The organism is Tunturiibacter lichenicola, from assembly GCF_051013355.1.
Classification (GTDB): domain Bacteria; phylum Acidobacteriota; class Terriglobia; order Terriglobales; family Acidobacteriaceae; genus Edaphobacter; species Edaphobacter lichenicola_F.
In genome coordinates this window covers 45,184-64,843 of record NZ_CP132944.1, presented here as the reverse complement: position 1 = coordinate 64,843, position 19,660 = coordinate 45,184, and the positions used below count along the sequence as shown (strand labels likewise).

At 58.8% G+C, this 19,660-nt stretch carries 16 protein-coding genes; 2 read left to right on the top strand and 14 right to left on the bottom strand.

What is annotated here, in order from left to right; all coding sequences use genetic code 11:
• Positions 1-3: 3 nt before the first annotated feature.
• From RBB82_RS00250 to RBB82_RS00230, 5 genes are all read right to left on the bottom strand, one after another.
• Positions 4-1,221 carry an FAD-dependent oxidoreductase gene (locus RBB82_RS00250; RefSeq protein ID WP_433973117.1) on the bottom strand — a complete coding sequence of 406 codons (1,218 nt, stop codon included), beginning with the start codon at positions 1,219-1,221 and terminating at the stop codon, positions 4-6.
• Positions 1,222-1,375: 154 nt separating this feature from the next.
• Positions 1,376-2,662 (bottom strand): ATP-dependent Clp protease ATP-binding subunit ClpX, encoded by a 1,287-nt coding sequence (gene clpX, locus RBB82_RS00245; RefSeq protein ID WP_433973116.1) that lies wholly within the window; start codon positions 2,660-2,662, stop codon positions 1,376-1,378.
• Between the two features lie 251 nt (positions 2,663-2,913).
• The gene (clpP, locus tag RBB82_RS00240; RefSeq protein WP_433975452.1) at positions 2,914-3,534 is read right to left on the bottom strand and encodes an ATP-dependent Clp endopeptidase proteolytic subunit ClpP; all 621 of its coding nucleotides are present in this window, start codon (positions 3,532-3,534) and stop codon (positions 2,914-2,916) included.
• A gap of 14 nt (positions 3,535-3,548) precedes the next feature.
• On the bottom strand, positions 3,549-4,994 hold the full coding sequence (gene tig / locus RBB82_RS00235) for a trigger factor (protein ID WP_433973115.1): 1,446 nt from the start codon (positions 4,992-4,994) through the stop codon (positions 3,549-3,551).
• Positions 4,995-5,174: 180 nt separating this feature from the next.
• Complete coding sequence (locus RBB82_RS00230) at positions 5,175-6,506, bottom strand: aldose 1-epimerase (protein ID WP_433973114.1); 1,332 nt, start codon at positions 6,504-6,506, stop codon at positions 5,175-5,177.
• Positions 6,507-6,621: 115 nt separating this feature from the next.
• Here RBB82_RS00230 and RBB82_RS00225 point away from each other — a divergent pair, with 115 nt between their 5' ends.
• Both RBB82_RS00225 and RBB82_RS00220 read left to right on the top strand, forming a co-directional pair.
• Positions 6,622-7,338: a uracil-DNA glycosylase gene (locus RBB82_RS00225; RefSeq protein ID WP_433973113.1), complete on the top strand. Its 717-nt coding sequence runs from the start codon at positions 6,622-6,624 to the stop codon at positions 7,336-7,338.
• A 350-nt stretch (positions 7,339-7,688) separates the two neighbouring features.
• Positions 7,689-7,985, top strand: coding sequence for a YtxH domain-containing protein (locus RBB82_RS00220; protein WP_433973112.1), 297 nt, complete (start codon positions 7,689-7,691; stop codon positions 7,983-7,985).
• Between the two features lie 60 nt (positions 7,986-8,045).
• Here the strand turns inward: RBB82_RS00220 and RBB82_RS00215 are convergent, their stop codons facing one another.
• The 9 genes from RBB82_RS00215 to RBB82_RS00175 form a co-directional block, all read right to left on the bottom strand.
• Positions 8,046-8,498: a cupin domain-containing protein gene (locus RBB82_RS00215; RefSeq protein ID WP_433973111.1), complete on the bottom strand. Its 453-nt coding sequence runs from the start codon at positions 8,496-8,498 to the stop codon at positions 8,046-8,048.
• Between the two features lie 78 nt (positions 8,499-8,576).
• Positions 8,577-11,045, bottom strand: a complete 2,469-nt coding sequence (locus RBB82_RS00210) for an ATP-dependent Clp protease ATP-binding subunit (protein ID WP_433973109.1) — start codon at positions 11,043-11,045, stop codon at positions 8,577-8,579.
• A 397-nt stretch (positions 11,046-11,442) separates the two neighbouring features.
• On the bottom strand, positions 11,443-12,789 hold the full coding sequence (locus tag RBB82_RS00205; protein ID WP_433973108.1) for a glycosyltransferase: 1,347 nt from the start codon (positions 12,787-12,789) through the stop codon (positions 11,443-11,445).
• A 153-nt stretch (positions 12,790-12,942) separates the two neighbouring features.
• On the bottom strand, positions 12,943-13,746 hold the full coding sequence (locus RBB82_RS00200; protein ID WP_433973107.1) for an ABC transporter ATP-binding protein: 804 nt from the start codon (positions 13,744-13,746) through the stop codon (positions 12,943-12,945).
• Positions 13,743-14,258 carry a carboxymuconolactone decarboxylase family protein gene (locus RBB82_RS00195; RefSeq protein ID WP_433973106.1) on the bottom strand — a complete coding sequence of 172 codons (516 nt, stop codon included), beginning with the start codon at positions 14,256-14,258 and terminating at the stop codon, positions 13,743-13,745. Before RBB82_RS00195 ends, RBB82_RS00200 begins: the two co-directional genes overlap by 4 nt.
• Positions 14,251-15,519, bottom strand: a complete 1,269-nt coding sequence (locus RBB82_RS00190) for an FtsX-like permease family protein (RefSeq protein ID WP_433973105.1) — start codon at positions 15,517-15,519, stop codon at positions 14,251-14,253. Before RBB82_RS00190 ends, RBB82_RS00195 begins: the two co-directional genes overlap by 8 nt.
• A 141-nt stretch (positions 15,520-15,660) precedes the next feature.
• Positions 15,661-16,311 carry a trimeric intracellular cation channel family protein gene (locus RBB82_RS00185; RefSeq protein WP_433973104.1) on the bottom strand — a complete coding sequence of 217 codons (651 nt, stop codon included), beginning with the start codon at positions 16,309-16,311 and terminating at the stop codon, positions 15,661-15,663.
• Positions 16,308-18,524 carry a hypothetical protein gene (locus tag RBB82_RS00180; protein WP_433973103.1) on the bottom strand — a complete coding sequence of 739 codons (2,217 nt, stop codon included), beginning with the start codon at positions 18,522-18,524 and terminating at the stop codon, positions 16,308-16,310. The genes RBB82_RS00185 and RBB82_RS00180 overlap by 4 nt, the downstream gene beginning before the upstream one ends.
• 113 nt (positions 18,525-18,637) lie before the next feature.
• Positions 18,638-19,645 carry an NAD(P)-dependent alcohol dehydrogenase gene (locus RBB82_RS00175; protein WP_433973102.1) on the bottom strand — a complete coding sequence of 336 codons (1,008 nt, stop codon included), beginning with the start codon at positions 19,643-19,645 and terminating at the stop codon, positions 18,638-18,640.
• Positions 19,646-19,660: the final 15 nt, after the last annotated feature.

Here is a 19,660-nt window from a genome sequence, read left to right as displayed (position 1 = left end):
AGGCTAGAAGTTTTTGATGTGCTGCGGCTGTAGCCCGATTCCGACGAAGCGCGCTGGGATGTTCTGGAAGCCCGGGATGCTGGTCAGGATACGAAGAGCCAGTGGTGGCTTGATGGGGCCAGTCTCGCGTAGGACACGGTTTAGGATGCGGTGGGCGAATACCTGCACGCGCTGGGTGTTGCGGACTGCATTCTCGCGATAGTGCTGCACCTGCGCCAGACTGTGCTGGCTTAGGGTGTTTGAGAGCAGCGCTTCGGTGAGGATGTTGGCGGTGGCGACTGCGTCCTGGATTGCTATGTTGATGCCGATCCCGCCGACGGGAGACATGGCGTGGGCTGCGTCGCCGATGCACAGCAGGCCAGGCGACGACCACTCCTGAAGGCGATTTACTTGAATGGTGAGGAGCTTCACCTTGTCCCAGGAGTCGATCTCGGTGGTACGCCCGGCGAGGAAGGGAACGATGCGTTCGATGCTTTGTTGGAAGGCAGGGATGCCGGCTTGTTGGATCTGCGGGAAGGTGTCTTTGGCGATGATGTAGCCGATCTGGAAGTAGTCGTTGCGGTTGATGAGGATGATGAGGCGGCCGTAGTTGATGTAGCCGAGGGCGTTTTCGGGGTCGGAAGGCTGGCGGGCTAGCTTCAGCCAGAGGACGTCGACTGGGACGCCTTCGTTCTCAAGCGGAAGATGGCCGGCGTCGCGGGAGATGGCGTGGCGGCCATCGCAGCCGACGGTCAGTGTGGCGGGGATTTCGACGGGGCCGTCGGGAGTGTTTGCGCGAACGCCGGTGGTAGCGCCGTTTTGCTGGATGAGGCCGGTGGCCTCCCAGCCCATGCGCAGGGTGAAGTTAGGAAGCCTGGTGGCTTCGCTGGCGAGGAAGTTGAGGAAGTCCCATTGCGGCATGAGGGCGATGAACTTGCAGTGAGTGGGGACGTGGGAGAAGTCGGCTATGGGGAAGCGTTCGCCGCCGATGGTTGCAGAGAGGGCTGCGACCTGGGAGTGCGGGACTTTGAGGAACTTTTCGAGGAGGCCGAGTTCGTGGAGAAGCTCGAGTGTGGAGGGGTGGATCGTGTCGCCGCGGAAGTCGCGGAAGAAGTCATTGTGTTTTTCGAGGACCGTGACCTTTACGCCGGCGCGAGCCAACAAGAACCCGAGCATGATGCCAGCGGGACCGCCACCGATGATGCAGCAGGTGGTTGCAAGCGAGGTAGGAGTCGTAGCCATCCGTGGTGATGAGGGTAGCAACGTGCGGCGACAGCGTCAAAACTAAAGTTTGGAATTTGCGTGGAGTTGCAAGGTTTTTCGGGGGGGGACGCATGTGAGGCGCAAAAAACAACGGAGCACCGATTGGGTGCTCCGTTGTCTGAATTGCTTAGCTTTAGCCTGCTTTTTCGAGCAACATCGGCAGCGTCAAGCTGTGTTTCTTGACCATCTCTGCGGTGATGCAAAGGTCTTTGACCTTCTTGTTGCCGGGAACGTAGTACATCAGATCCAGCATCAGCTCTTCGAGAATCATGCGAAGGCCTCGCGCGCCGACCTTGCGTTGGAGCGCCTCGCGAGCGATCTCACGAGCGGCCTCGTCGGCGAAGGTCACCTTCACGCCTTCATAGTCGAAGAGCTTGGTGTACTGTTTGAGGATCGCGTTGCGCGGCTTGGTCAGGATCTCAATCAGGGCGGCCTCATCCAGCTCATCGAGGATGCCGAGCACAGGCAGACGGCCCACGAACTCCGGAATTAGTCCGTACTTCAGCAGGTCCTGAGGTTCGGCCTGACGCAGCAACTCTGCGTCGCGTTGTGCTCGGATCGGCGTTACATCGCCGTCCTTCGCATCGGGATCGGCGATCGCTTTGAATCCAAGCGCCTTCTTGCCGATTCGTCGTCCAATCACCTTTTCGAGGCCGACGAACGCGCCGCCGCAGATGAAAAGGATGTTTGTTGTATCAACGGCGGTGAACTCCTGGTGTGGGTGCTTCCTGCCGCCCTGTGGTGGAACGTTGGCTACGGTTCCTTCCAGCAGCTTCAACAGCGCCTGCTGCACACCCTCGCCCGACACATCGCGGGTGATAGAGGGGTTCTCGTCCTTGCGGCCAATCTTGTCGATCTCGTCGATGTAGATGATTCCGCTCTGAGCACGCTGTACGTCGCCGTCTGCGGCCTGCAGGAGCTTCAGGATGATGTTCTCGACATCCTCGCCGACGTATCCGGCTTCGGTCAGGGTGGTCGCATCGACAATGGCAAACGGCACATCGAGCATCTTCGCCATCGTCTGCGCAAGCAGCGTTTTACCCGAACCAGTCGGCCCTACCAACAGGATGTTCGACTTCGCAAGCTCCACATCGTTGCCGCGCGTCTTGTTCATCTGGATGCGCTTGTAGTGGTTGTAGACCGCAACAGCGAGCTTCTTTTTGGTCTGATCCTGGCCGATGACGTATTCATCCAGAAAAGCTTTTACTTCCTGCGGCTTAGGCAGGTGGGCCGGTGCTGCACCGGGCTGGGTCTCGGTGCGGTCGTCTTCCAGGATCGAGTTGCACACTGCCACGCACTCATCGCAAATATAGGCCCGTGGGTAGTCCGACGGCGATGAGATCAGTTTGGCGACAGCATCCTGCGATTTGTGGCAGAAGGAACAACGAAGAGATTCGTCTGAGCCCCGTGACGTTTTCATAGATGCGACTTCTCCTGACCGTTCCGCGCTTGCAAGGTCTTCTTATCAGTTTACACCCGTTCACACCGTAAAGCATGACGGGAGGCCACAACGAGGTACCTCGAATTGGTCATACACGTGCATAGAACGAACCATGGCCACTCGCGGTGGGCAGTGTGAGGACTCGAACCCCGACAGCCTTCAGGAACGCAACGGCACGTAAAAAGCCCGAACCAGAAGGTCCGGGCTCCTTGGTGTCAATCCCGGATCAATTATGTGCGAGGCCGATCGATGATGTCGTCGATGATGCCGTACTCCTTCGATTGCGCGGCTGTCATGATGAAGTCGCGCTCCACGTCCCGTTCGATCCGCTCCAGTGTCTGGCCCGTGCTGGCGCTCATCAGCTTGTTCGTGATCTCGCGAATGCGGAGAATCTCGCGTGCGTGAATGTCGATGTCGGTCGCCTGTCCGCTCAACCCGCCCATGGACGGCTGGTGGATCAGGATGCGCGAGTTCGGCAGGGCAAAACGCTTGCCTTTCTTACCCGCCATCAACAGAAACGCTCCCATGCTGGCAGCCTGTCCGATGCAGAACGTCACCACGTCGTTCTTGATGTACTGCATCGTGTCATAGATCGCGAGACCGGCTGTGATCGAGCCACCCGGCGAGTTGATGTAGAGCTGAATGTCCTTCTCCGGATCCTCACCGCTCAAAAACAGCATCTGCGCAATGATGACATTGGCAATGTTGTCGTCGATCGGTGTGCCCAGAAAAATGATGTTGTCCCGCAGCAGACGGCTGTAAATGTCGTAGGCGCGTTCGCCCCGGCTCGTCTGCTCGATCACCATCGGTACTAGTCCCATAACACTCTCTTTCTTTTGTCCGTTAGCAATCCGACAACTTCACTCTACGAAGCCAGCTTCTCGTAGAGCACGCTTCCAGTCTTCTCGCGCCGCATCTGCTCGCGAATCCGGTCCAGCCCGCCATCGTTCGACAGCCTGTCACGAAGAGTTTCCAGGGGCTCACGCGATTGGATCGAGAGCATCAGAAGCTCGCGCTCCAGATCCTCTTCGCTCAACGTGACACCCTCCACCTCGGCGATGCGATCGAGGATCATCGAAACCTTCACCTCGTTCACTGCCAGGTCGCGCTGTGAGGCACGCAACTGCTGGAAGTCCAGCTTACGCATGTCCTCAACCTTCATACCCTGTTGCGCCAGCGCGCGAAGGCCGCGATCCAGACGCGCTTCGATCTGCTGTTGCACGAACGCCTCAGGAACAGGGAACTGGAACTTCTCGATGAACTCGCCGAGCATCTTGTCCTTCGCGGCATTCTCAAGCGCGGTCTTCTTGCGATCCGATGCATGCTCGCGCAGCTTGGTCTCGAACTCTTCCCAGCTCTCGTAGTTGCCGAGCTGCTTGGCGAACTCCGCATCGCGCTCGGGGAAGCTCTTGTGCTTGATGCCCTTCACGGTGACGTCGTAGCTCACGGTCTGGCCTGCCAGGCGACGCTCGCCGAAGTCGGCAGGATAGTCCACCTCAAACTTCAGCTCCTGCCCTGCCTTTGCGCCACGCAGCGCCTCGTTGAAGGCAGCCAGCGTGTTCTTTCCGCCGATCTCGATCAACACATCTTCGCCTGTGATCGGTTCGCTGGGCGAAGCGCTCTGCACTCCATCCTCGGTCACTGTCTGCGCAAGATCCTTTACTTCACCACGGAACTGAATCTCTGCCCAATCGCCGTCGACTAGCGCACGGTCTTCTTCGACCGGCTCAACTGTGGCATGGCTGTCGAGGACGCGGGCAAGCTCTGCGTCGTACTCCTCGCCGGTCAGTGCCGCATCGGGCTTCGTCACGGAGACGCTGTCGTATCCCGCAACGTTGATCTCAGGTGCAATCTCAAAGGCTGCTTTGAACTTCAACGGCTGGCCATCGAAGAGTTGAAGATCGAGCAGCTGTGGCTCCGAAACCGGGCGCAGCTTCTGTTCATCGATCGCCTGGCGAAAGCGCGCCGACACCAGGCTCTCCAGAACCTCCTGCCGAACTTCCTTTGCGAACTTCGACCGGACCAGCGACTCCGGCACTTTACCGGCGCGGAAGCCTGGGATTCGTGCCAGCTTCTGGTAACGCTTTATTACGGTCTTGAAGCTCTTCGACACCTCATCGGCACCAGCCTCGACTTCAATCTCTCGGGTCAGTTCGGGGTTCAGCGCCGGGGCGTGCTGATGCGTGTGCTCATGATCGTGCTCATGCGTGTGGTCATGGTCATGATGCTCATGCTCTTGGATATTCGCTACTTCTGTCTGCAGCTCCGCAGTCTCATTTGTCTCTGTCATCTCAGTCGGGGTCAAGTCCATGCCTTCCAAATAGCGCCTGTGTATGCCGCGTCGTCGCCGGTACGCTGACGAGCGCGATCCACGCCTCTTATCTACTGTACGAGCTTGGATAGGGAGGGTCAAACCATCGGCCGTCTCCCCTGCCGGAACGAACGTCCCCCAGCCCCTGACACGGGCATTTGAGTGGCAGACAGGGACGACTTAGAGACGCCCAGCCGGGGAGGTCAGCGAAAATATCTCCAGCCGGATCTTCCACTGCGTCGACTCGCCCGGTTGCAGCAGCACGATGCCGGTATCCTCGACCCGGTCCCACTCCCGCCCGAACGGATCATCGTAGTTGAATTGAGGATCAATCGAGATGAACGACCCATCCGGCGGCGCATAGACCCTCATCGCCTTGATTGTGGGGGAAAGCGCAGTGATTCGCAGACCGTAGTCGCTCTCAGGGTCTCGCAGCTCTGCAACAGCACCGTCCTCCATCAGTCCCTGCTTCAAGTGAACAAAGGTGTCATCAAGGTGCAGGCCGCCTAGCTTGGCCCCGCTCTGGTCGGTAAAGTCATATTCGGTGCCTGTAACTGGCAGCAGCTTCCCGCTCAGCTCCCCGGTGCGCCGGTCCTTCACTTCGGCCCGCATGCCCTGCGGCAGTCGCAAGACCATCTGCCCGCGATGGCTGCTCAGGATCGCAAAACGTGGATGCCAGCCTATTCCTACCGGTTCCGGGGTGTTACCGGTATTGTGTGCGGTGACCTTCATCTCGATCGCCCGGCCGCTGAGTACGATCGCCGTTGTAAACTCCGTCTGCGACGGCCAACGATCCTCGAAGTTGCCGGGACGAAACGTCGCCTGGGCCTCCCCGCCATCCGGCATCACGTTTGTGTTCACAGAGTAGGAGGGTTGTTTCAGCAGCAAGCCGCCGGACGCCATCGTGTTATCAAGACCGTAGCTGTCCTTGACGCCGGTCGGCAACGTAAAGTGCATTCCGCGCCACACCGTGGTCAAGTTCTGCCCATCCGCCGTCGCGGCACCCGATATCCGACCTGCCCAGGGCGCCTCAATCGCTGCGCCCATCGCCAGGCTCTGGGCCCCGCTCGCATCATCACCAGTTCCCGTCATGCGCTGGGCAGCTTCCTCCAGCGTAGGCGAGGCGAGCAGGTTAACCTCGCCCTTCTGTGGAAGATACGCCGTAATCTGCAGCATATTCATCCCGCGTCCGGGCAGCAGCGTTGCGGAAAGAAACTCCGGCCCACTACCGCCTACCAGCGACGAACGCTCCAGCTTGATGACGTCCTGTCCACCGGGGCGAACCACGACATAGACTTTAGGTTTTTCGGCGAGTTCCTTCTTGAGTCTTCCAAAGTGCCCCAGTCGGTGCTCGTGCCATCCGAACGCCAATCCCGCCAGCAAAATCGCCAGAACGATGATGGTCAGCAGTCCGGAACGCATGACGGCAGCGTGCCAGATGCTGCTGCGTCGTTTGGCGGCCCATTGCTTCAAAAGCGCCCAGTACATCCTGCTCAGCCTTGGATCTTCCAACTCGCCGCCTATCCTTGTCTTTTTTTAGAGGAACTGTACGAACACCATTCTACTAAGCCATTCGATCAGATCCGTATTTCACGGTAACTAGTCGAACCAACTATCATCAGATGCAGTGACATCTCTCAACGCACAGAATACGTCCCCACTGTTTCATCAGATTCGTGACTCCATCATCACCTGTGAGCGCTGTCCCCGCCTTCGCGATTACTGCCGCGGCATCGGCGAAACGAAACGCCGCGCCTATCTGGATCAAACCTACTGGTCCCGCCCCGTTCCCGGCTTCGGAGACCCACGCGCCCGCATCCTGATCCTCGGCCTTGCCCCCGGCGCACACGGTGCCAACCGCACTGGCCGCCCCTTCACTGGCGATGGCTCGGGTGACTTCATGTATCCCGTTCTGCATGAGCTTGGCCTGGCCAGCAAGCCACGAGCCGTCCATCGCGATGACGGCCTCAAGCTTCGCCATGCCTGGATCGCCTCCGTCGTCCGCTGTGCTCCACCCGGCGACAAGCCTCAGCCCCAGGAGATTCGCAACTGCTCCTCCCATCTTGCTGGAGAGATCGAGGCGCTGCCACGTGTTCGCGTCGTCGTCTGTCTGGGAAAGATCGCCTTCGATGGATACCTCGCCCACCTGCTTTACACCGGCGTCATTGCTCGCAAATCCGAGTATCACTTTTCGCACGGGGCACAGTATCTTCTCCCCAACGGGCTGCATCTGCTCGCGACCTATCATCCATCCTTACGCAACACCAACACGGGCCGCTTGAACAGCACGATGTTCACGAAGGTTTTTTTGCGGGCAAGGGAACTGGCTGGTCTAGCTGTCTAAAGATGGCTGTCTATCGATGGCCGTCTAGAGACGATTCTTCTCTGCAAACATGCTCAAGGCCGCGAACGCTGGTCCTACGATCATTGCAACGAAGACGGTCATCATCAAAATGTCTTTCACGCTTCACCTCAACTTCACTCTAGCCTGATCCGTGATGGTCTTTACGCCGAACGGCAGAGTAGGAACTGCTGCAGCCATTACCTGTTAGGATTCCCTTTACGCCGCTTCCGGCTTTTGAGATGACTAAAAAATAACCAACCAATCTCCACAGAGTCGAATCCAATCAACAAGGAAAGCATATTTAGAGAGCAATAAAACTGAGAAGCAAATTCTTTTACGAGGTACTTCGAATGAGTGCAAAGAATTATTGGTTCGCCTTCGGCATTGGCGTCAGCGCGGGAGCCGCAATCGCTCTCCTCTACGCTCCACAAACCGGAACCAAGACCCGCAGACAGCTTCGCAAGAGAGCGGAAGACGCCGGTGACTACTTGGAAGATGCCGGGAACTACCTGAAGGCTCAGGCAGAGCGTCTCAGCGACGAGGCCCAGAAGGCAATCAAACGTACCAAGGGCCAGGTTGATAACGCGGTCGACAAGGCTGGCGATGTTGTCCAGAGCGCAGTCAAGACCGCACAATCCCTCGTCTAACTGAAGATTATGCAGCGAGGGCATCCCGGCCTGATCCGCCGGGATGTTCTGCGTCAGGCCCTACTCAGGAGGGCCGACCGTGACCACAAAATAGGTCACCGGCGTGTCGCCGATATTCGCAATGTAGTGCTTATCCCCCGCGACGCAGATTCCGATATCACCCGGCACCATCTTCTTTGCAATGCCGTTGGTTGTCAGCTCCGCGGTCCCCTCACGCACCAGCCAGATCTCACTATGCAGATGAGTTCCTATCGGCTCATGTGGCGCGCCTGCCTGGATCGTCGATTCGTGCATCTCCAGTCGGATATTTCCGGCCTCCAGAAGACCCATAAGATATCGTCGCGATGAGTGCCCCTCCTGGGCGCCGGCCTTTGACGGCGATGGGTGGAACACTCCTGATTCGATTACCGCCAGGCCACCGGCGGCAGGCGCCTGCGCCTCGGCGGCCTCGGGCAGTAAAGCTTTACCAGCCAGTAGCGCAGGAAGTAAAACAGCAAATTCACGACGGTCCATGAGCAGGAAAGTCCTCCGCGTTAAACGATACGCCCCAGCATATAAGCCGGGGCATATCGTTTCCACTCTGTTTTGAAACTATACGGTCGTCAATTCAAGCCCAGCCATCTTCTCTTCGCCATCGGAGGAGATCGGACGGTAGAACAGCTTGTTGTTCTCCATGTACACCTCGAGGAACGCTGGCCGTTCGACGATACCGCCGCCGATCAGCGCCTCCGACAGAGGATCCTCGACAAACCGCTGGAGCGCGCGACGCAAGGGGCGTGCACCATAGCTGCGGTCTGACGCTGTCTTTTCGATGATCCACTTCTTGGCGTCATCGGCAACAGAGATCGTGATCGCCTTATGTACCAGATTCACGTTCAACTGCTGCACGAGCAGCTCGAGAATCTGCATCAGGTCGGCATCCGACAGCGACGTGAAGATGATGATCTCATCCAGACGGTTGAGGAACTCCGGATTGAAGGTCCGTTTGACCTCGCCCCGAACCAGCTCTTCCATCTTGTCCATCACCATGTCTTCCTTATCGCTCTGGAAGCCCAGCCCCTGCCGCTTCTGCAGATGCTTCGCCCCAATGTTCGAAGTCATGATGATGATGCAGTTCTTGTAGTCGACCGTGTTGCCCAGCCCGTCAGTCAACTGCCCATCTTCAAACACCTGCAGCAGCAGATTGAAGACATCGGGATGCGCTTTCTCGATCTCGTCGAGCAGCACCACACAGTACGGATTCCGCTTCACGCGTTCCGTCAGCTGGCCGCCCTCCTCGTAGCCCACATAACCCGGAGGCGAACCGATCAGCTTCGACACCGAATGCTTCTCCATGAACTCCGACATGTCGAAGCGAATCAGCGCCTTCTCACTGCCGAAGAGGAACTGCGCCAGTGTCCGTGCCATCTCGGTCTTACCGACGCCGGTAGGTCCAAGGAACAGGAAGCTGCCGATCGGCCGCGCTGGGTTCTTCAAACCAGCTCGTGACCGGCGAATCGCACGCGCCAGCGCAGAGATCGCCTTGTCCTGCGAGATCACACGCTTGTGCAGCTCTTCTTCGACGCGCAGCAGCCGCTGCGTCTCCTCTTCCTTCAGCGATGTAATCGGAACGCCCGTCCAGCGGCTCACGACGTCCTCGATGTCTCCACGCGTCACGATGCCCGCCGAAGAATCATCCAGGTGATACTTGTCGCGCAGCGCCCGCAGATTCTCCCGCTCCTTGCGCTCCTCATCCGAGTAGAACCGAGCCTTCTCGAACTCGTGATTCGCAATCGCGTTCTCCATGCGATGAACGATGAACTTGATCCGTTTCTGTACCTCGGTCAACTCCTCAGGCATCGAGGTCTGGCGCAGCTTCACCCGCGCACCAGCTTCGTCGATCAAGTCGATTGCCTTATCCGGCAGGAACCGATCAGGAATATACCGGCTCGAGTGCGACACCGAGAAGGTAATCGCATCGTCGGTGTAGCTGACCGCGTGAAACTTCTCGTACTTCTCCTTGATCCCCATGATGATCTTGATCGCATCTTCCTCGTTCGGCGGAGGCACCTTTACCGCCTGGAATCTGCGCTCGAGCGAGCGATCCTTCTCAATCGATTTGCGATACTCCGCAGGAGTCGTCGCGCCGATGCACTGAATCTCGCCACGGCTCAACGCAGGCTTCAGAATGTTCGCTGCATCGAGCGAGCCCTCCGCCGATCCCGCGCCTACCAACGTATGCAGTTCGTCGATGAACACGATGGAGTTCTGGTTTTCCATCAGCTCCTTCATGATCGTCTTCAGCCGCTCTTCAAACTGGCCGCGATACTTCGTACCCGCAACGATCAGCGAGAGATCGAGAGCAAGCACCCGCTTGTCCGCGAGAAAACTCGGCACCTCGCCATCGGCGATCTTCTGGGCCAGGCCTTCAACGATGGCGGTCTTACCGACACCCGGCTCACCGATCAGCACTGGGTTGTTCTTCGTCCGGCGGCAAAGAATCTGAATTACCCGATCCACCTCTGCATCGCGCCCAACCAGCGGATCAAGCTGCTGATCCATTGCAGACTGCGTCAGGTCCCGCGAAAACTCTGCCAGCATGCTCTGCTCGCCGCGCTGTCCCTTACCGCTGCCTGAAGCTGGGGCCTTCTCCTGCGTCGTCCGCTGCAATTCCTCGCGGATCGCCGGCAGCCGCAGACCACGCTCCTGCAAAATCTCTGCGGCAAAGCACTTCTCTTCACGCAGCAGACCAAGCAGCAGATGTTCGGTTCCAATATGTTTATGCGACAGCCGCTCAGCCTCTTCGGCGGCATACGCCAACACCCGCTTGCACTCATTCGACAGCGGCAGATCGACCGAGGTCGACACCTTCTCCCGAATCGTTGTATGCCCTTCAATCTGTTTGCGGATCGACTCCACCGATGCGTGCGACCGCAAAAAGCGGTTCGTCAGAGCCTTGTCCTCACGCAGCAACCCAAGCAGCAAATGCTCAGTCTCGATGTAAGGCGATCCAAACTGACTAGCCTCATAGCGAGCAAAGAAAATCACCCGTCGTGCCTTCTCCGTATAGCGTTCGAACATGTCATCCCCTCAAGCCAGCCACCACGCAAGCCCGAAGGCCCCATAGCGCCGTTGGTCCCAACAACCGTCTCCGTGCCGCTCGCTCCCGGAGACAAATCAGGCTACCTCAACCTGCGAAGCACCCATCCCACTCCTATCAGTGTAGTCGTCTGCACCAAATATTCGAAATCCCTCAAAAGTTATGCATAACTTAGCACTCTTCGTTAGACGTGGCCTGTGCAAAACTAGCACCAAATCAGGTGCAACCCAATTCGATACCCCACAGCGGATCAACAACCTGATGATCTTCTCTACGTTAGACAAACGAAGGTGGATTGGCCAAGTCGAGTCGTCAGCGTCGAGGCCACAGACTGGCACCTCACCCGCTGAATTGATTGATTCGTCCCGCGAACCAACTTCAGAAGGAAGTCAGGTTCAGAGCGATGCCAGGCGATGCGACCTCAGGCCCGCGAAGAGCGGATCGCAGTCCGGCGTCTTCGGGAAATCGCGTAAGCCCCATCGTAACAATCGCGTGAGCCTCCCCAGCTCTATCCGACAAGGAGCAAAGTTTCGCGGCAAGCAAAAAGTTGTCAGCCGTGGGCGTCCCCACCGAGAGCCGCATCCGAGCCGCTTCGATCGCCAGCGTCCGGTCCCCGGCCATCCACGCTGCCGCTGCCAAGATGTCGTATAGCTCGGCATACTCTGGAGCCCTGGCGACGGCGTCGCGTATCCGCTCCACTCCGCGTACCGTCTGGCCCATCCGCACCTCAGCCGCCCCGTACTTGCTCTCCACCAGCGCCGAAACTCCACCGCAACCCTCATATTCAGCACAGGCTAGGCTGAACTCCCCACGGTGGTAGAACGCATCTCCCATTGCCTCATAGAGCACCGCACTCTGAGACCCCAGCGCTCGCGCATGTTGCAGACGAACGAGGGCCTCCTGCGGCCGCCCAAGGCGCAACAAACTGACTCCGGCAAAGATCCAGAACTCCGAACGATGCGGATCCAGCCCGCAGGCCCGTTCGAAGAGCCCCAGAGCAGCAGAGGCGTCACGACGGTGCTCCAGTTCGCTCTTCCCCAACTCAAAGCAGGCATGCGGATCGTCCGGATCAGCACGAAGCTTCTCCTCCCCAAGCTGATGGTAGAGCTCGTTCTTGCCCTGCCGGATCGACTTCGGATCCTCCACATATCCAAAGTGATGGATCAAGAACGGCGCCAACGGAGTCCTCCGTCCCAGCGCCGCAAGCCGTTCCGCAACGGTCTCGTGGACGGGGTGTTCAAAATATATCTCCGGACGTCGCCGAAATAGCCGTGTATTAATCGACGTTACGTACGCCGGATACTCACGCGACTGCTTCACACGCACCGGATTCGGCAGCGCCGCATCAGCACCGGATCGATTGTGCAGCTCGCGAACATAGTGCCACTGGCACACGGCGTAGCCAGAGATCTCCCCGCCTTCGAGCAGCGGTGGAATCTGCGATAAACCCTCAGGGTCGAGCATCTCATCGCCGTCCATCACCAGAACCCAGTCGCAACGACCTTCCGCCAGCACTCTGTTTCGTGCCCGCGCAAAGTCCCGTTCCCACGGAACATCAATCACTCGCGCACCATACTTCCGTGCGATGCTTACGGTCGTGTCGGTCGAACCGGTATCGCCGATCACAATCTCATCCGCCAAGGGAAGCACGCTCTCCAGGCACCGTGCCAGGGTCGCCTCGGCGTTCTTCACAATCATCGAAACCCCGAGCGTCGGCTGCCTCATGACAGGTTTATCGGCCGCTCGGCTGAGATCCTTCCATGTCATTGTTTACCAGCGCGAGCAAGAGCGCAGCAGGAAACCAAATCGGAACAGAGAAAGAAAGCCAAAGACATGCTCGTGTCAGTTTTGTTTCAACCTTCGGCCAGACTCGCTCGTTCAACCGACGGTCGAAACTCCACCTGCCGTTCGCGCATCGACCAGCCGCCCCTCACGCAGCCTCAACACGCGATCGCACCTCTCCGCGTACTCCAGATTATGTGTCACCAGCACGCTCGTCAGCCCATGCGTCTCATGCAATCGTTGGATCAACGTGAACACCGCCTCGGCTGTCTTGCCATCCAGATCGCCCGTCGGTTCATCCGCCAGCAGCAGCCTCGGCTCCGTCACCAAAGCCCGCGCCAGACTCACCCTCTGTTGCTCTCCACCACTCAGCTCTCCCGAGCGATTGTCTGCCCGATCCGCAAGCCCTACCTCGCCCAGCCAGTATCGTGCCTTCTCCAAGGCCTCACTGTGTCCCATGCCACGAGCCAGCAGCGGCATCGCTACATTCTCCAACGCAGAAAACTCCGGCAGCAGATAGTGAAACTGCCACACATATCCAACGTCGCGATTGCGAAACTCCGCTGCCTGCTTCGGCGTAAATCCGCTCAGCCTGGTCTCGCCGCACCAGACATCTCCAGCCGTCGGCGTATCGAGCGCGGCCAGCAGATGCAGCAGAGAACTCTTCCCGGCGCCGCTCTCCCCCACAATCGCGACCATCTCGCCCGCATGCACCTTCAGATCCAACCCGCGAAATAACTCAAGCGCAGGCCGCCCCGCTCCACGTCCCGCAGACACCGCCGCGTATGTCTTCGACAGGCCCACGGCCCGCATTACGACGGACCGCTCCTTTACGATCGGCAGAGGCTCCAGCGTGCCTTCATTCTCAAACTGCACATCGCCATCGATCGGATCGATCAAGCGACCACCCCGCTCGCATCTCCAGAACTATGACTCGATTCACTATGGCTGGAATAATCCTGACCCGCATGACCGGGAAACGCCCCCAACGAGATCGCAATCCGGTTCCATGCATTGATCGTCGTGACTACTAGTGTCAGATTCACGGTTTCGACCTCGCTAAAGTGCGCTCTCACCTCGTCATAGATCGGGTCTGGTGCATGGCCGTCCTGAATATCCGTCACGGCCTCAGCCCACGCCAGCGCAACCCGCTCCCGTTTCGTGTAGATCTCCAGCCCGCGCCAGTCCGCGACGCCAGCGATCCGTTCATCCGTCTCGTTCAGCTTCTTTAACTCCCCTGTATGCAGATGAATGCAGTACTCACATCCATTCATCAACGAAACCTTCAGCCTTACAAACCCCAGCAGCGAAGCCTCCAGCGCCGCCTCTGTATTCAGGTAGTGTTCAAGCGCCGTCATCTTCGCCAAACCCTCCGGCGCCAACTGTCCGTACCTCAATCTCGGGTTACTCATACCGCAACGCCTCCGCTGGCAGCACCTTTGCCGCCGATCCACTGGGATAAATCGTAGCAATCAAACTCACACCCAGGCTCACCGCTGCCACAATCACCGCATCCAACAGCCTCGGGGCAAACGGCAGATAGTCGATCGAATAGACCGCCGCATCGAGCCGGATAAAACGATAGTGCCCGCCCAGCCAACTCAACCCATACCCCAAAATCAATCCAAGAACCGTCCCGATCACACTGATCAATAAACCCTGTAGCAAAAAAATCCTGCGTACTTGATCGTTCCTCACGCCAAAGCTCATCAACACCGCGATGTCACGCGTCTTCTCCATCACCATCATGGTCAGCGCGATCAAAATATTCAGTGCAGCGACGCAAACAATCAACGCCAGCACGATAAACGTCACTACCTGCTCCAGCTTCAACGCCCGAAACAGTTCGCGATTCTGTTCCATCCAGTTTGTCGTCTGAAAACCCTTACCAGCAGCATCTTCAATCGCCCGCCCCACACGATCGGCGTGGTACAGATCATCCACTTTGAAGCTGACGACCGAAATTAGATCCGGTTCGCTGAACAGCCTCTGCGCATCCACCAGCCGCAGAAACGCGTAGCTCGAGTCGTACTGATAGAACCCCGACTTGAAGATTCCAGCGACTTGAAATCGCTGATAGCGCGGCACCAATCCCAGCGGCGTCAACTCTCCCTGCGGACTCGTCACCAACACACCATCTCCAACTTTTGCTCCCAGGGTCTCGGCCATATCCTGCCCGATCACAATCGGCGGAATCGCCTGCATGGCCGATCCGCTCACCTGCTGTGCAGTCGACTCGCCGCTCACTGGTTCCAATGCTGCAGCCGATCCTTGTGTCACACTCTGCAGCAGGTCGCCTACGGTCTTTTCGTCCGCTGGAATCACGCCCTTCACCAGCGCCCCTCCACTACGCGCGCCCTTCGAGATCAACACCTGCCCATAAAGCCCCGGAGCTGCGGCCACGACATGCGGCACCTGCCGCAACTGCGCCAACAACGGCCGCCAATCACGTATTCCATCTCCTGCCACCCGCATCAGGTCTACATGCGACGTTGATCCCACCAGCCGTTCCTGCAGATCCCTGCGCATTCCATTCGTAATCGCCAACGCGATGATCAGTGACGCCACGCCCGCGCCGACTCCAATCACCGAGATAGCCGTGATCACCCCAACCACAGCCTGCCGCCGCTTCGCCCGCAGGTACCGCGCCGCAATAAAAAATTCAAATCGCATCGAGTCTCAGCTTACTATCCAGCACTCCGCCCGTGCCGAGCAACGCTCGGACGGATAAAGTCTTTACCACCCCGACCGGTACAAAAGTCACGAAGTGACCGCCCCACGCGCAGGGGGCCCGTCCGGCAGGACACTCGAGCCTCAGTGCGCCATCACCTTCGGCAGATTCCAATGCAGCGCCACGGCGACCATCCGCAACGTAAAGCAACACACGCCACCGACAGTCATCGCGATCGTTCGTGGCACTTTCAACGCAAGTCCGATCACCATCACCGCCGCACCGAGAAGAGCCGCCGAAGCATAGATGTCTGTATTCAATATCCCTGGCACGGTCGTCAGCAATACATCGCGAATTGTCCCTCCACCGACCCCTGTCAACACGCCCATCAGCACCGCGATCATGGGATTGATTCCAAACTCCAGCGCCTTGCCCGCACCAGCCACCGCAAACAACGCCAGCCCAGCTGCATCCAGCGTAATCAACACCTGCAGCGGCACGTGCTCAAATGCCCGATAGAAGCAAAACACCGCTCCACCACCGGCAAACGCTGTCGCTCCATACCGCCAGTCCCGAATGCTGTTCGGAGGCACCGCTCCAATCAACAGATCGCGCACCGTCCCTCCGCCCAGCGCCGTCACGAACGACAGCACAAGCAGCCCCAGCAGATCCAGATCCGCACGAATACCTGCCAGCGCACCTTCTACGGCAAAGACAAACGTCCCCACCAGATCGACCGCCAACAGGACCACATCCTGCCTGTACTTCGGAAACCAGTCGCGCAGCGCCTTCACCGCACGACCGCCTTCACGGCCACGACATTGTCATATCGGTCGTACACCCTCACCGCCAGCACATGCTCTTTCACATCTTGCACAGGAGTAGTCGCGGCTGGTATCTCTACCGTAAAGTCATACTTCTCTGTAAGCGAATCCGAGACCTTGCCCACCGGCTCAAGGTACTGCCACGGCCCGGCATCCACCGAGTACTCTGCATGTGCAATCGGCGAAGTAGTATCGCGAGCCTCCAACGTCGCATGAATCTTCATCGGCGAGCCCGTCACCAACGTCGCCGCCAGCGCTCCGGGCATCGGCGGAGTCGTATCGACGACAAACGCCTCACTCGCCCGCTCGCCCGTCAGCGCTTCGGCATCGGTATGGTCCGGAGCATCACTGGCGACCACCTTCGCCTCGTATCTTCCATCGGGCAGCAGCGCGGAGTCGAAGCTATAGAACTTCTCTGAGATCTTGTCCTTCAGCAGCCGCCAATTCGCCTCGCCCACCCCCCGATACCACACGGCAAACACCAGGTCGTCACCGTTGTCGTCATGCGTCATCCACCGCACCGTCACCGCAGTCTTATCCTTCTGCGCAGTCAACGGAGTAGCACTCGCATCCGGCGTGAAGACCGCAGCCGGCGAAGCTCCGGCAACAGGAGGAAACCCAATCTGCACCGTCGCATTCGCCGCAGCCGGAGTATTCGCAGCGACCCGCGCCCCCGGTTGCACCACAACCTCATCCACCACCGGAGCAACATTCTTCTGCAGATAATTCAACGCCACCGTATCGACCAGGCCGCCCTCGCGAAGCACAGCCTTCCACTGCACAAACCGGCCCGCCGGCACCGTCAAACTCCCATCCGGTCCTACACGCGCCCAATCGCTCCATCCCATCAGCGGAGACTCAACGTTCCCACTCCGCACGAACAGATCGAACCCCGACGGCGCGCTCGCCCTCACCTCCGCACGTCCCCACTGTGCGAATCCCTGTGCATCGAATACATCGCTCGTGTACGTTGCGGTCGGAGCAATCGCATCGCCCAGACGAAACACCTTTCCGCTGTTGCTGGTCGCAACGAGTAACCCGTCTTTCCCAGCAGCAAACGCCATCCCCTGCGACGCCTCCAGGTGCGCAACATCGGTAAATCGTCCGGCGTCCTTCGTATCAACCCGATACACGCGCCCCCGATTTCCTGTAGCCGCGAACAGACTCCCATTCCGCACTGCCAACGCATACACCACGTCATCCTTCAGCGTCAGCAGCCTCTGCGGACTACCATCCACCGCGATCTTGTAGATCTCCGACCCATCCGGCACCAGCGAATTCGACCCAGCCGCGGTAGAAGACCCCGGCTGCACAAACGTGATCGTCACTCCCACACCACCCGTCACCGGCAACGGTGGCAGCGCCGTGTGCCCTTTGGTCCCAACACCCGCTGCATACACATTCCCCGCCGCATCCATCGCCAACGCCGTAATCTCTCGCCGCCCGGCGGCATAAACGGCAAACGGCTTCGCCCCGGCCGTCCCCGTCGCAAATCGATAGATCACGCCCGACCCATCCGATCCCGCCCACAGCGTTCCATCCGCTGCCAGCAGCAGACTGCGAATATGCTGATCCGCCGTCTTGAACAACACCTCCGCCTTGCCACCACCGGCAGGCACGCGATACACCACCGCCGGCGCTCCCGCCGCTACATAAATCTCCCCAGCCTTACCCACCTGCAGATCCCAAAGATACTTTGGCTTCTCCTCCGTCAGCGACGGATCGAACACAACCGTAGCCGTGCCACCACCCTGCGGAATCCGATACACCTTTCCATCCGGCGACGTCGCAGCCAACACGCTTCCATCTGCCGCTACGCGCAGCGCCTGCACCGCAAGCTCCTTACCCGCAAAGATCTGTGAGCCCTGTGAGCCCTTTCCATCAGACGTCACCTTCATCACCAGAGCCGACCCGGCAGCCGTCCCGCCCAACCCCACATAGCTACTTCCGGCACCATCGCTCGCCATCGACCAGACATAGCTCTTGCCTGACTCATAGAGCAGGGAAGTGGCCGGTCCCGCCTCCAGCCGCCCGTCGCTGCGAATAGCCACGCCGTCGGTCGACCCCTTCTCCATCTCGTCGTAGCGCTCGACACTCCAGAGCTTCGTGCCCTGCGCACTCACCAACCCGGGCAGCAGCCCAGCGGCCGCCACCAATCCTGTCACCAATACGCGTCGTATCATTCTGATCCTGAGTCTAAAGCACCGTCCCATCATTCGACGCGCAAACGGAAAAGGCGAGGGCCAAAGCCCTCGCCTTCATCCAATACTTTATCTAAACCGCGAAACTCCAGGCATCAGTTAGCCAGAACAGCCCGATACCGCACCTGATTCTTCTTCACCTTGGTCACAGCATCGTTCGCCTTCGCCATGGCAAACCGCTCCGTAATCGCCTTGACCCCATGACGCGCTGCAACATCCAGCATCTCGGCCAGATCATGTGGGCTTCCGGTGTTGCTCCCCGAGACTGCCTTCTGGTGCGTGATAAGCGACGCACCCTGAACCTGTACCGGTGCTGGCGACGCGCCCACCAGGCACAACATCCCCTTCGGACGCAGCGCATTCACATACGCCTGCCAGTCCTGATCCGCACTCACTGTCGAAAGCAGAAGATCGAACGATCCCGCTACCTTCTTCAGCGCGCCTGTATCGCGGGTATTCACAAAGTTGTGCGCTCCCAGCGACTTCGCCTCGGCCTCTTTATCCTTCGAGGTTGAAAACGCCGTCACCTCCGCGCCAAATGCCTTCGCAAACTGGATTCCGAGGTGTCCCAGGCCGCCAATCCCGATCACGCCAACGCGCGACGAAGGCCGCACATCGTAGTTGCGCAGCGGAGAGTACACCGTGATTCCCGCGCACATCAGCGGAGCGGCATTTTCACTCTCAAGCGCGGTCGGCACCGGAACCGCAAACCGCGAATTCACACGAACCCGATCTGCAAATCCGCCGTTACGCCCGACACACGTCGGCTGCGCCTTCGCGCAGAGATTCTCCTCACCCTGTCGGCACCATTCGCAGATGCCGCAGCTATCTGCCTGCCAGCCCACACCGACGCGCTCTCCCATCGTGCGGTCGGTCACGCCCGAGCCTACCGCCACAACCGTGCCCACAATCTCGTGTCCCGGAATGAAAGGATATTTGCTGATCCCCCAATCGTTATCGATCAGGTGAACATCGCTGTGGCAGACACCACAGTGCGAGATCTTGATCTCTACCTCATGGGCCTTCAACTCACCCGGATCGTATTTGTAAGGCAGCAAATGTGCGCCGGCCGCGTGCACAGCGAGACCATGTAATTCACTCATTCGAAATCTTTCCCT

What these genes read in the sequence shown, in the direction of transcription:
- RBB82_RS00250 (WP_433973117.1), bottom strand. Translation starts at nt 1,221, where the DNA reads ATGGCTACGACTCCTACCTCGCTTGCAACCACCTGCTGCATCATCGGT.
- clpX (WP_433973116.1), bottom strand. Translation starts at nt 2,662, where the DNA reads ATGAAAACGTCACGGGGCTCAGACGAATCTCTTCGTTGTTCCTTCTGC.
- tig (WP_433973115.1), bottom strand. Translation starts at nt 4,994, where the DNA reads ATGGACTTGACCCCGACTGAGATGACAGAGACAAATGAGACTGCGGAG.
- RBB82_RS00220 (WP_433973112.1), top strand. Translation starts at nt 7,689, where the DNA reads ATGAGTGCAAAGAATTATTGGTTCGCCTTCGGCATTGGCGTCAGCGCG.
- RBB82_RS00215 (WP_433973111.1), bottom strand. Translation starts at nt 8,498, where the DNA reads ATGGACCGTCGTGAATTTGCTGTTTTACTTCCTGCGCTACTGGCTGGT.
- RBB82_RS00210 (WP_433973109.1), bottom strand. Translation starts at nt 11,045, where the DNA reads ATGTTCGAACGCTATACGGAGAAGGCACGACGGGTGATTTTCTTTGCT.
- RBB82_RS00205 (WP_433973108.1), bottom strand. Translation starts at nt 12,789, where the DNA reads ATGAGGCAGCCGACGCTCGGGGTTTCGATGATTGTGAAGAACGCCGAG.
- RBB82_RS00195 (WP_433973106.1), bottom strand. Translation starts at nt 14,258, where the DNA reads ATGAGTAACCCGAGATTGAGGTACGGACAGTTGGCGCCGGAGGGTTTG.
- RBB82_RS00190 (WP_433973105.1), bottom strand. Translation starts at nt 15,519, where the DNA reads ATGCGATTTGAATTTTTTATTGCGGCGCGGTACCTGCGGGCGAAGCGG.
- RBB82_RS00180 (WP_433973103.1), bottom strand. Translation starts at nt 18,524, where the DNA reads ATGATACGACGCGTATTGGTGACAGGATTGGTGGCGGCCGCTGGGCTG.
- RBB82_RS00175 (WP_433973102.1), bottom strand. Translation starts at nt 19,645, where the DNA reads ATGAGTGAATTACATGGTCTCGCTGTGCACGCGGCCGGCGCACATTTG.